This is a genomic window from Gaoshiqia sediminis (genome assembly GCF_025907915.1).
GTDB classification, from domain to species: Bacteria; Bacteroidota; Bacteroidia; order Bacteroidales; family Prolixibacteraceae; genus Gaoshiqia; species Gaoshiqia sediminis.
On record NZ_JAPAAF010000018.1, the window covers coordinates 63910 to 75994 of the forward strand.

At 48.5% G+C, this 12085-nt stretch carries 10 protein-coding genes; 4 read left to right on the top strand and 6 right to left on the bottom strand.

Going from position 1 to position 12085, the window contains the following annotated elements; genetic code table 11:
- Positions 1-93: 93 nt before the first annotated feature.
- The 6 genes from nagB to N2K84_RS12670 form a co-directional block, all read right to left on the bottom strand.
- Positions 94-921 carry a glucosamine-6-phosphate deaminase gene (gene nagB, locus N2K84_RS12645; protein ID WP_282592187.1) on the bottom strand — a complete coding sequence of 276 codons (828 nt, stop codon included), beginning with the start codon at positions 919-921 and terminating at the stop codon, positions 94-96.
- Positions 918-2927: a DUF4954 family protein gene (locus N2K84_RS12650; protein ID WP_282592188.1), complete on the bottom strand. Its 2010-nt coding sequence runs from the start codon at positions 2925-2927 to the stop codon at positions 918-920. Before N2K84_RS12650 ends, nagB begins: the two co-directional genes overlap by 4 nt.
- A 3-nt stretch (positions 2928-2930) precedes the next feature.
- Entirely contained in the window at positions 2931-3641 is a 711-nt protein-coding gene (locus N2K84_RS12655; protein WP_282592189.1) for a class I SAM-dependent methyltransferase, read from the bottom strand.
- Between the two features lie 9 nt (positions 3642-3650).
- The gene (locus N2K84_RS12660; protein WP_282592190.1) at positions 3651-3926 is read right to left on the bottom strand and encodes a hypothetical protein; all 276 of its coding nucleotides are present in this window, start codon (positions 3924-3926) and stop codon (positions 3651-3653) included.
- Positions 3927-4133: 207 nt separating this feature from the next.
- Positions 4134-5675, bottom strand: coding sequence for an OmpP1/FadL family transporter (locus N2K84_RS12665; RefSeq protein WP_282592191.1), 1542 nt, complete (start codon positions 5673-5675; stop codon positions 4134-4136).
- Positions 5676-5729: 54 nt separating this feature from the next.
- Entirely contained in the window at positions 5730-7172 is a 1443-nt protein-coding gene (locus N2K84_RS12670; RefSeq protein ID WP_282592192.1) for a hypothetical protein, read from the bottom strand.
- Between the two features lie 96 nt (positions 7173-7268).
- Here N2K84_RS12670 and proS point away from each other — a divergent pair, with 96 nt between their 5' ends.
- From proS to tilS, 4 genes are all read left to right on the top strand, one after another.
- A complete protein-coding gene (gene proS, locus N2K84_RS12675; protein ID WP_282592193.1) occupies positions 7269-8744 on the top strand; it encodes a proline--tRNA ligase in 1476 nt (491 codons plus the stop codon).
- Between the two features lie 142 nt (positions 8745-8886).
- Positions 8887-9573: a hypothetical protein gene (locus N2K84_RS12680; RefSeq protein WP_282592194.1), complete on the top strand. Its 687-nt coding sequence runs from the start codon at positions 8887-8889 to the stop codon at positions 9571-9573.
- Position 9574: 1 nt separating this feature from the next.
- Positions 9575-10795, top strand: a complete 1221-nt coding sequence (gene pepT / locus N2K84_RS12685) for a peptidase T (RefSeq protein ID WP_282592195.1) — start codon at positions 9575-9577, stop codon at positions 10793-10795.
- Positions 10796-12085: tRNA lysidine(34) synthetase TilS (gene tilS / locus N2K84_RS12690; protein WP_282592196.1), on the top strand; the 1290-nt coding region annotated here is incomplete at its 3' end.

Below are 12085 nucleotides of genomic sequence, written 5' to 3' on the forward strand. Positions count from 1 at the left end.
CGCATAAAGCAAAAGCCACTGTCCTTTCGGATGGTGGCTTTTTAATTATACGAAGTTTTCGTGCAGGAAAACGACGGGCTTCACAGGCAATTTTTACCAGATCAAATCGGTGTTCAGGAGATTTCCGGCATCCAGGTTGTTTTCTTCAATCGATTTGAAATGTTTGTAGGTACCTACTTTCAACTCGTAGGTGGCATGTTCGTCGCATACAATCATGCCACGCGGGTGCAGTTGCAGGGCGCTGATGGTCCACATGTGGTTCACACCTTCTTCCACGGCATGTTTCAGGGCACGGGCTTTGCCCAGTCCGTTAACGATGATGACCACTTCTTTGGCATCTAGGATGGTAGCCACGCCAACTGTTAGGGCCAGTTTGGGTACCTGGTTCACATCGTTGTTGAAAAAGCGGGAGTTGGCCACAATCGTGTCGTAATTCAGTTCTTTATCGCGGGTGCGCGAGGCCAGTGACGATCCCGGCTCATTGAAGGCAATATGTCCGTCGGGACCAATGCCGCCCAGAAACAGGTCTATCCCGCCCAGGTCTTTCATTTTTTGTTCGTAACGGGCACATTCTTCTTTCAAATCTGCCGGGTTACCGTTCAGTATATTGACATTCTCCGGTTGAATATCGATGTGGCTGAGAAAGTTTTCCCACATAAATGTGTGGTAACTCTGCGGGTGATCTTTGGGGATTCCCACGTATTCATCCATGTTGAAGGTGATCACGTGCTTGAAACTAACAAGCCCCTCTTGGTTAAGGTTGATCAACTCGCGGTAAACTCCGAGTGGGGATGAGCCGGTGGGCAGACCCAGAAGGAAGGGTTTTTCTTCGGTTGGATTGGCCAGCTGAATTTTCCGGGCAATGTAATTGGCCGTCCATTTCGACAATTCCTGGTAATTGTTTTGTATGATCAGTCTCATATTGCTTCTGTTTTTTGTGATTCTTGTAATTGCTGAATGACCCGGCTACCCAGGTCTGTTTTCCGTTCGATATGGTTCAGGATTTCTTTTACAAAATCGTTGTCCTCAAAGCGACCTCTCACCTTTTCAAAGTCGAGTTGTTTGATTCGTTGGTCACCGTCGATACCAAAACCGGTCATGGCATCCATGCGGAACTCCTTCTTGGCGTCTTCGTAAAGCATGCGGTCAATCTGTACCACACTTTCGCGCCATTCATTTATAATGGCAATCAGTTCGTCAACGGTAAATTCGGTAACTGGTTTTTTCAGGTACGAACTGATAAAGTCAGCCGTCCAGTTCCACTCATATTCGTAATAATGGGCATGTAATTCATTGAAAAACCGCTCGATATCTTCGAGCTTGTCAATTTTTCCCTCTTCAACCAGCGTAAGTAACCGGATGATCTCGGTTTTTGGCGCAATCAGGCCTGCCAGGTCAATCCAGTCGCCCTGGCCGGTTTGGCTTTGTGCTTTCAGGCAATCCGAGACATTTTCAGGCGAATGGAGTTGGCACTTGTTCAGCCGGGTGATGATGGAGTTGCCGATGAATTTCATGATGGCCATGTGGTACAGGGTCAGCCCCCGTTTTAGGGCATCCTGCCTGATTTTGGTGTTGTTGTACGAAAATACCTCGGTGGTTTCGCCCGAAATTTGCTTGATTTGGTGAAGGATTTCGATGGCATTGGCCATTTTCCGGATGGTGAACGGGCTGAGCAAGTTGAAGTTGATGCAGTCCATTTTATTGGGATCGGTGCGTCGGTCGCGGCGAGGCCACTTCATCACATCACGGATCGTACCCACGCTTTTCAGGTTAACACCGGGAGCCAGCCAGCTTTCATCTTTGTTTTCAATTAAATAAGAAAACGGCATGTTCGAGGTGTCCGAATTTTTATAGTGACGGCCCATCACCAAGGTGAAAGCGCCAATTTTGGCTGGCCACAGCAGATAGGAGTCGCTGGTGGTTTTTGACCCGCGCTCGACAATGCCGTGGTGGATCGGCCCCAGTTTGTACATGTGGTTACTCTGGTTGGAGCCGCTGCCCGCGTTGCAAAACGAGAACATCCCGGCAATCAGCAAGGTCGATTTGTGGTGGGTGACGGTGTAGGGGCCGGCAAATACAGCACAGGCCTCACCGTGAAATCCCTGGCAGTTGGCAAAAAACAACGAGTTTTGTGCCGAATATTGCGAGCTGAGTACACATCCCTGGCCGATAAAACAGTTGGACACAATGGCCCCGTCTGACACTTCCGAGCCGGATGATACGATGAAGTTTTTCAAAATAGCTTCGGGTCCGATTTTTACAGGAGCTTCCCGGGTGCTGTTTAATGATCCGTTTTTCAGGGTGCTTGCTCCGCTGATTTCGGTGTAGGGGCCTATCTTCACATTACGGATTTCACGGCAATTGAAGATTTGGGTGTGTTCGCCAATAACTCCCTGTGCCGATTTGATTTTTTCGGTATAGTCTTGTATCAGTTCTTCCAATTTTTGGATGGTTGAGTGCCGGTGCTTGTAGAAAGCCATGATGTAGGCCAGGTGGGCCGATAACTTGTCGTAAATGGCCACCTTCCGACCGCCCGTTTCATCCAATACTTCAACCTTAAAGCCATTGCCAAAGGAGCAAGTGCCTTCTACGGCACAAATATCCGTGTTGTCGATAATGACATGGTCTTCAATGCGATAGTTGGCAATGTAGTTTTTGATGTGGTTGATGTATACATCTGTGCCAATGCTGCAATTGTGGATGTGCGCATAGTAAATGCCACAGTCCTTTTTTACCCCGCCAAATAAGCTGATTTGACCGGTTTGCGGGCCGAGGCTGACCTGACCGCTGAAACGGCTGCTAATGAAACGGGCGGGATTAAATTCGTCGGTAACAAGAATGGTTTCCCAATTTTCGGAACTGCAGTTATTGGCTGCCAGGGCCTGTATTTCTTCTGCGGTAAGTTTTCTGTAGGTAACTGCTTTCATTTATTATTGGTGTTTTAGGATGGCCAGGTAGTCAAAGTGTTCGCCTTTGATCAGCCGGTCAACTTTCAATTTATTTTGAATCGCTTTTTCAGCCAACGTATCCGGGTCAACATACAACCAAGGGAACGGTTGGCCTTTTTGCTTTTTATATTCGGTTTGGTAGATCAATTCGCCATAGTAATGGTCTGCATTCAGATCGAGTTGGGCCGAGCCATCTTCGTCCATGTAAAGGTAAACCAGATCGGATGAATCAATCAGGATTTGGCCACCCGGGACAAGCAGTGATTGCAGGTGCTGCAAAAATGCATCCAGCTTGCTGAGGGTTCCGGCAATGCCGGTTCCGTTCATCAGCAACAAGAGGGTATCAAATTGTCTTTCGTTGTATTGGAACAGATCGGAATGGATGACATGCTTCAGTTGGCGGTTGTTCAGTACCTGGCAACTTACTTGCGAACGTTCGAGCGAGTAAACCTCAAATCCTTTTTCTTGCAGATAAACTGAATGGCATCCGGCGCAGGCGCCCACGTCCAATACGGTACCCCTGGCCAATTGCAGCGCACTTTTTTCCAAAACAGGCATGTCGTGATACGAACGAAAGAAATACGATGGCAAAACTTCATCGGTATCAAAGCCCTCAGCATGAATCAACACCGGAGTGTTTTCCCGTTTGAAATGATAATCGTGGATTCCTTGGGCTATGGGATCTGTTAGCATACGGTAAGGCTATTTCATTTCTATTAATGCAGCCTCAAATTTAAGACAAGTTTCTTGTTTTTGGGAATAAATGTAGAAACCTTCGGCCTCTCCTTCACCAATGATACAAATCCGAAGATCAGGATACTGTTGCGAAATTCCTTTGACGGCCTCCAGGCTGATGTTTTCCTTCTGCAGCCATTTAGAGGTTTTAAAATCCCCCAGTTTCAGCCGTCTTCCGGTCAGTTCCGCCTTTTTAAAAATCTCCAGCGACCTCTTATAATCTATCTGTTTGAAGTTATCCATCTGTTTGATATGAATCCTTACACAAGTTACGTCAATTCGTTTTTTCAGAAAGCGGGTACGGGCAATATTTTATGAACAATTATTTGTCAATTGTTGAAAAAAAATCCGGTGCTTACAAAGAAAGCAACCTTTTTAAAGATTGCTTCCGTATCTGTTTTTTGCTAAAATGTGCAAGGGTGGTTGCCTTCTGGTCGTTTCTTCGAATATTTAAAACCTAAATCCAAAAGTTAATGTGATGTAATCGTTCATCGTCTCAAATTTGGCCAACGGACTGGCTACCGATGCAGGTACGTCATACAAGTTTAAATTATTGTCGTTGCTGCTGTGCTTATAGGCCATGTCAACAAAAAAGCCATTCATTTTCCAGCCAAAACCGGCCGAATAAGTTGAAGTACTGGCGTCGCTGTTGGGCTGGAAACTACCGAATGCGTTTTTGTTAAATGCGCTGGGATAATGTTCATAGCCACCGCGCAGGCTGAAGTTGCTGGTAACCCGGTATTCTGCGCCCACGTGCAAATTGCCGACAGCTTTGTAGGCTTCTTCCATATCCTGGTTTTCATCGAAGAAGTCGTAACCATCTCCGCCATCCCTCAATTTCATGGTCGAATAATCCACGTATTCATAATCCACGCTAATCAATCCGGCTTTGCCAATCACGTATGCTGCACTGAAAATGGCCTTCATCGGGGTCTCCAGCTTATAATCGTAATCGCCATAAGGTGAATAGGCTTGGTAATATTCTGAGCCGTCAGCATAAGTAATGTAGGATTCCATCGAATTGTCATAAGCATCGTGCAAATCGTAGAAGGTAGGTGAGTGGAAAGCAACTCCTAAACGAAGCGCATCGATGGGTTTGAAAATAGCGCCGAGTTTAAGGTTGAATCCGGTCCCGGTAGTTCGCAAATACGTATTGAAAGCATAATCATTCAGATACGTGTCCAGTTGTGTTCCGCCATAATTGATATCGTATTCATACAAGCTGGTGTTTTCTTTGAAATAAACATCGTGGATACCAACGGTTGCCCCCAGGTAAAACTTGTGGTTGAAGTTGGCGGCAAGCGAAAGAACAAATTCATCTACGCTTCCACGTTGCGAAAAGGTTTTGCGTTGGCTGTGCTCGTAGTTGGTAAAATCATCGGTATAGGGATACCGTTGCATATCATGGGCATAAACATTGCTTTCGTCGCTGTAAATCAGATCGGTACCAATACCAGTTGCGTTATCATAAGCTGCCATTTGTTCGTAATAAGCATCCAGTTGCGATGGTGCATAACCATCAGCATTCAGCGTAAATAGATCCAATAGGGATGAAGTAGCATTATGACCTTCTACCAATTTTTCCACGTTATAGTTATTCAACCGGTTGTAACCGACTCCAAAGCTGACGCTAACCAATCCGCTCGTGCTATTTGGGTTTGAGTTGAAGTTGGCCACATAGCCCAGGTTCGGGATGCTGATGTTGTATTTTGATTCGGCCATGGTACGGCCCAGGTAGGAACCATCCACGTCGGTTTTACCGAACATGGGCGTTACCACAAACTCGCTGCTGCGGTAAAGGCCGATTCCGGCCGGGTTAATACTGGCCGAGGTAAAATCGCCTCCCAGTGCGCCAAAGGCATTCCCCATGGCTGTGGCGCGGGCAGTCCCTTGCAGCCGGTAGTCGGAAAGACGCAGCGCATCTACCATATTCTGACCGAATACCGTTGTGCTGATGAATAGTAGAACGATAATATATTGAATCTTTTTCATGGCTGTTGATCTGTTAAGTTAAACATTCCTATAGCTGGTGAATAAGCTATTTCATTATCTGCGTCCGCTTCCGCTGCTACGTGAACTGCTTCCCGACGAGCTGCTACCCGATGAACGGCTACTGCCACTGCTGCTGGGCGTGCTGTAGCTTCGTGAACTTCCGCTGCTGCTGGGCGCACTGTAGCTACTGCTGCTTCGGGTTGGAGCGGTGTATGTTCTGGTTTGTACACTTTTGCTCGACCCTGTGTTGTACGAAGATCCCGAACGGTAAGTGCTACGGTTGGTCGTACCGCTTGGTCTGGTCGTTGTCGCAGGTTTGCTGTATGAAGAACCTGACGAATTGTAACTGTTGTTATAGGTTGAACGGGTTACCGTGCGCGGTTTGCTGTAGCTTGGCGTGTATCCGTTGCGTTGGGTCGGCTGGGTTTGGTAGCGAACCCCCGTGTTTGTTGATGTTGAAACGGCCCTTCTTTCCGTTGTGCTGCTTGTGGTTGAGCGGACAACCGGGGTTTGCGTGCGTCCCTGCGTTGCTGTTGCCGATCGGGTTCCCGTGGTTGTTCCGGTTGAGGAAACACTTCTTCGTCCGGTGGTGCTAACAGCTGTTGGCGAAGTTTTACGACGTTTTTCCAAAACAGTTGCACTTCGGGTGGTTGCCGAACTGGTTGATGTGCCCACCGATGTTCTGCGCGCGCTGCCCGATGTTTGTGCTACGCCGGTTGACGGCTGTCTGGTGGAGATCGACGAACGCGAAACGGCGGTATTGTTTCCGTTTCGGCTGCCATAGCTGCTGTTCACAACATTACCGTATGACGAGCGGCGATGTCCGTAGTGAAAATCATCGCTGTTGTAATAGCCATAGTGGTTGTGCGGCCAGTATGAATAGTAATACGGGCTTCCCCAGTAATATGAACTTCCCCAATAGCTGTACGGATAATGCCAGCTAAGTCCGAAACTGAAGTACGGACTGTACCAGGAGCTATAATACCACGGGCTGTAATAACCATAGTAGCCCCACGAATAGTACGGGGAATAAAACGGATCGTAATACCAGCTGTCCCAGTAGAACGGATCGTAGTATCCGAAACGGTGGAACCGGTTGATCCGGTAGGCAAAGTCGATATCGTCCGCATCGTAGTAGTTGTTGATCACATAGTTGATGTCACCGTCGTTTTCATACATCAGTGTATCCGATTCGACCAACTCCATGCCTTCCATATCATACAAATGGGCGTCAGCCGAAGGATCGTCACTCTCGAAAACATAGTTTTTCAGGGTGTTTGTGTCTTCGGTGCTTTCGTCGTATTCGCTGATAATCATTTGGTTTGAACCCGGGCTTTGTGCCGAACGATCAACTGTAGCACGAGGGGCAACAACCGGAGGCGGAACATCACCGGGCGTAAAGTAGATATCATCGTACCTGTCTGTTACGTATGTCCCGGTTGTGCAGGCACCCAGTAAAAGTGCCAATGCCGAGATGATGGTAACTTTTGATTTCATGACTAAACCTCCTGTGTCTTTTATGAATAAATTTATTTACTTTGTAGCTTCAAAAATCAATACAAAAGAAGCAAATACCATACCAAAACAAAAGAGATGGCGAAAGAATTAACTTCGAGAAGTGAAAATTACTCGCAATGGTACAACGACCTGGTGGTAAAGGCTGATTTGGCCGAGAATTCAGCTGTTCGCGGCTGTATGGTGATTAAGCCCTACGGCTATGCCATTTGGGAAAAAATGCAGGCCGAATTGGACCGTATGTTCAAGGAAACCGGCCATGTGAATGCCTATTTCCCGCTTTTCATTCCCAAATCGTTTTTGAGCAAGGAAGCCGACCACGTAGAAGGCTTTGCCAAAGAGTGTGCCGTTGTTACCCATTACCGCTTAAAAAACAGCCCGGACGGGAAAGGTGTTGTGGTTGATCCCGATGCCAAACTGGAGGAGGAACTGATTGTCCGGCCAACTTCGGAAACAATTATCTGGAATACCTATAAAAACTGGATTCAATCCTATCGCGACCTGCCTATTCTTTGTAACCAATGGGCCAATGTGGTTCGTTGGGAAATGCGTACCCGTTTGTTTTTGCGTACGGCCGAGTTTTTGTGGCAGGAAGGTCACACCGCTCACGCTACCATGGTCGAAGCGATGGAAGAAACCGAACGCATGATTAACGTGTATGCCGATTTTGCTGAAAATTTCATGGCTGTTCCGGTCATCAAAGGGGCCAAGTCGGCCAATGAGCGTTTTGCCGGCGCCCTCGAAACTTACACCATTGAAGCCTTGATGCAGGACGGAAAAGCGCTGCAGTCGGGCACTTCGCATTTCTTAGGGCAAAATTTTGCCAAAGCTTTTGACGTGCGTTTTGCAACCAAAGAAGGCAAGGAAGATTTTGTTTGGGCTACCAGCTGGGGCGTTTCTACCCGCTTGCTGGGCGCTTTGATTATGGCTCATTCTGACGATAATGGCTTGGTGCTTCCGCCAAAATTGGCGCCTTACCAAGTCGTGATTGTGCCGATTTACCGCAGCGAAGAACAGTTGGCCACGATTGACGCCAAGGTTGCCGAAGTGGTTGCCAAGCTGAAAGCCCGGGGCATCAGTGTAAAATACGATAATTCCGATAATAAAAAGCCAGGCTGGAAATTTGCCGAATACGAACTGAAAGGCGTCCCGGTGCGGTTGGCTTTAGGCCCGCGCGACCTCGAAAACGGGACTGTGGAAGTTGCCCGCCGCGATACGCTCACCAAAGAAGTGGCCCAACTTGAAAATATCGACCAATATGTGGCCGATTTGTTGGATGAGATTCAGAAAAACATTTACCAAAAGGCTTTCGATTTCAGGACGGCAAATACGACCAAAGTAGATTCGTACGACGAATTCAAAGAAGTATTGAAAAACAAAGGCGGTTTTGTATTGGCCCATTGGGACGGCTCTTCCGAAACCGAACAACGGATCAAAGAAGAAACCAAAGCCACTATTCGCTGCCTTCCGTTTGACGGCGAGATGGAAGAAGGTACTTGCATATACTCGGGAAAACCTTCCAACCGCCGGGTTTTGTTTGCGCTTGCTTATTAACACAATTATTCATAGCAACGAAAAGCAGTCCATGTTGGCTGCTTTTCTTATTTTTACAGCAGATCGAACGATTGGTTGTGCGGCAGCGCATCCTGATTGTTCTCCTTTTTTTGAATGTTAGTTACTTATTTAAATCAGACGTATGAATGCTTCTGTTAAGAAACCGAACCATCTGGAGGATATCATGCTGAAATCCAACGTTAAGCAAATGGTTTATCAAAACACGCTGGCAGCTTTTAACCTGTTGAAAGAGGCCCTGAAAGAGTTGGTTGACGAATACCACACGGCACTGAAAGGGCGTATCCACGATGACGCGTTGCCTACCTTTCACGAAAAAGGCCCTTTTGAAGCCGAGTTCCGGCTGGCTGCCGACATGTTGCTGTTCAGTATGCACTCCAACGTGTTCGTGTTCAACCGAGAGCATCCGGTTTGGAAGGTGGACTACATCAAAAAGGAACCGATGAACTCGTATTGCGGGATCATTCATATTTACAATTTTCTGTCCGACTCGTTTAAATACAACCGGATGCAGGACCTGGGCTACCTGATTGCCCGGATGTTTATCAACCGCGAGAACCATTTCTTTGTGGAAGGAAAACGGCAGTCGGGCGAGTTGGTGAAAGATTTTGAAAAGGATATCATTTCAAAAGACGTCATCAAGCAAATTCTCGATACTGCCATCCGTTATGCCATTGAGTTCGACCTGCTGGTGCCTCCGTACGACCAGGTGAAAATTGCTTCGGTGGAACAAATGCGCGAGGAAATCAGTTATTCCAAAATGCAAACAGGCAAACGCGTTGGTTTTAAATTTAATTCAGACGATATATAAAATGATGGAAAAAGTAGTTGAACGGTTTATCCGGTACGCCAAAGAATACACCACTTCCGACCCCAAAAGCAAGACTTTCCCGAGCACCGGACGGCAACTGGTTTTTGCCGATCAGTTGGTGGAAGAACTCAAGCAAATTGGCTTGCAGGAAGTTGAAAAAGACAACAATGGATACGTAACGGCCACCTTGCCGGCCAATACCGACAGTCCGGCGCCGGTAATCGGGTTTATCGCGCACATGGATACCAGTCCCGATTTTTCGGGCGAGAATGTCAAACCGATTATTCGTTTGTATGAAGGAGGCGCCATTCAGCTGAATGAGAAAGTGGCCCTTTCGCCTGACCAATTTCCCGAGTTGGGAAAATATATCGGTCAGGAAATCATCACTACTGACGGCAATACCTTGTTGGGCGCCGACGATAAAGCTGGTTTGGCTGAAATAGTTACCGCTATGGAATACCTGATTGCTCACCCGGAGATCAAGCACGGCAAGATTCGCATCGGATTTACGCCCGACGAGGAAATTGGCAAGGGCGCCGATCATTTCGATGTGGCCAGGTTTGGCGCTGAGTTCGCCTACACGCTCGATGGCGGGGAAGTGGGCGAGCTGGAGTATGAAAACTTCAACGCAGCGATGGCCACCATTACCATCCAGGGACGTAGCGTTCACCCCGGCGCCGCCAAAAATAAGATGATCAACGCTATCCACGTGGGGCAGAAGCTGGATAGCCTGCTGCCGCCCCAGCAACGCCCCGAGCATACCGAAAAGTACGAAGGTTTCTTTCACCTGCTGTCGTTTGAAGGGCGGGTGGAAAAGACGGTGATGACCTACATCATTCGCGACCACGACCGCAAACTTTTCAACTCGCGTAAAGAAATGCTGACCCAGGCCTGCCTGTTTCTGAATGACGAGTTTGGCGACAGCACCGTTCAGCTCGACATGGAAGACCAGTATTACAACATGCGCGAAAAGGTGGAGCCGGTGAAGCATGTGGTTGACCTGGCTGAAGAAGCCATGTGCGAGGTGGGCGTGGAGCCGATTATCCGGGCCATTCGCGGAGGTACCGATGGCGCGCGGCTCTCGTTTATGGGTCTGCCATGCCCCAATATTTTTGCAGGCGGTCACAATTTTCACGGACCGTACGAATATGTGCCGGTCAGCTCCATGAAAAAGGCCGTAGAAGTGATCATTCGCATTGCACAAAAAGTAGTTGCCAACTAAATGCTCGAAGCTTTTCAATCATACATCCGGGATGAAAACCTGCTCGTGCCAACCGATAAGGTGGTACTGGCCGTCAGTGGCGGTGCCGATTCTATGGTCATGCTCGCGTTGTTCCAACAGGCGGGTTTCGATTTTGTGGTGGCGCACTGCAATTTCCGTCTGCGTGGCGTGGAGTCGGACAGTGAGGAGGTCTTCCTTCGCGATTACTGCGGCGAACACGGACTGGAGTTGTACGTGAAACATTTCGACACCCGCGAATATGCCGACCAGGAAGGGGTTTCCATCGAAATGGCTGCCCGGCAGCTGCGTTACGATTGGTTCCATCAGTTGCTGGATGAACTTTCATTTGATTATGTGGCCACGGCCCATCACCAGGACGATCTGATTGAGACTATGCTGATCAACCTGAGCCGGGGGACCGGCATTCGCGGGCTCACCGGCATCCAGGCAAAAAACGGCAGTGTAGTGCGCCCGTTGCTGTTTGCCAGCCGCCAGCAAATCCTCGAATATGCCGCTGCCCGACACATCGACTATAAAAACGATTCGAGCAACGACGAGCTACTGTATCAGCGGAACATCATCCGCCACCAGCTGATCCCCCAATTTGAGCAGCTGAACCCGGCCTTCCGGCGAAATGCCGCCAGAACTGCCGCTATCCTGAAAGATACCCGCGAGGTTTACCAGCAAAAACTGGATGAAATCCTGCAAGCGGTGGCCCGGGAAGAAGACGGGCTGGTCCGGTTCCCGGTAGAGAAGTTGAAAACGCTGTATCCCCAATTGAGCTTGTTGTTCGAGCTTTTTCATCCCTACGGTTTTAATGTTGAACAGGTTCAGGAAATTGCGGATGTCCTGACGGGTGATTCCGGGAAAAGCTTTTTCAGCAAAACCCATCGCCTGGTGAAAGATCGCGGCGACCTGATCCTGACCGGGTTAAGTGCCCCGATGGAGTCCCGCTATTATATTGAGGAGGATTGCCTGGAAATCAGCGAGCCCATTCCGCTCACCTTTGAAATTCTGGCCAAAAGCCCGGCCTTCCGGTTTTCGACCGACCCGAAGGTGGCCGACCTCGATTTTGACCGCCTGCAATTCCCGCTCATCCTGAAAAAGTGGGAGCAGGGCGAATATTTCTCCCCGCTGGGCATGACCGGCCTGAAAAAGCTAAGCGACTTTTTTATCGACGAAAAACTATCGATTCCCGAGAAAGAAGCCACCTGGATACTCTACAGCGGCAAGCAGGTTGTGTGGGTGGTTGGACGCCGCATCGACGACCGCTTCAAAATCACCAAAGCC

Excerpts from the sequence above, each read along its gene's own strand:
- nagB (WP_282592187.1), bottom strand. The coding sequence starts at position 921 with ATGAGACTGATCATACAAAACAATTACCAGGAATTGTCGAAATGGACG.
- N2K84_RS12650 (WP_282592188.1), bottom strand. The coding sequence starts at position 2,927 with ATGAAAGCAGTTACCTACAGAAAACTTACCGCAGAAGAAATACAGGCC.
- N2K84_RS12655 (WP_282592189.1), bottom strand. The coding sequence starts at position 3,641 with ATGCTAACAGATCCCATAGCCCAAGGAATCCACGATTATCATTTCAAA.
- N2K84_RS12660 (WP_282592190.1), bottom strand. The coding sequence starts at position 3,926 with ATGGATAACTTCAAACAGATAGATTATAAGAGGTCGCTGGAGATTTTT.
- N2K84_RS12665 (WP_282592191.1), bottom strand. The coding sequence starts at position 5,675 with ATGAAAAAGATTCAATATATTATCGTTCTACTATTCATCAGCACAACG.
- N2K84_RS12670 (WP_282592192.1), bottom strand. The coding sequence starts at position 7,172 with ATGAAATCAAAAGTTACCATCATCTCGGCATTGGCACTTTTACTGGGT.
- proS (WP_282592193.1), top strand. The coding sequence starts at position 7,269 with ATGGCGAAAGAATTAACTTCGAGAAGTGAAAATTACTCGCAATGGTAC.
- N2K84_RS12680 (WP_282592194.1), top strand. The coding sequence starts at position 8,887 with ATGAATGCTTCTGTTAAGAAACCGAACCATCTGGAGGATATCATGCTG.
- pepT (WP_282592195.1), top strand. The coding sequence starts at position 9,575 with ATGATGGAAAAAGTAGTTGAACGGTTTATCCGGTACGCCAAAGAATAC.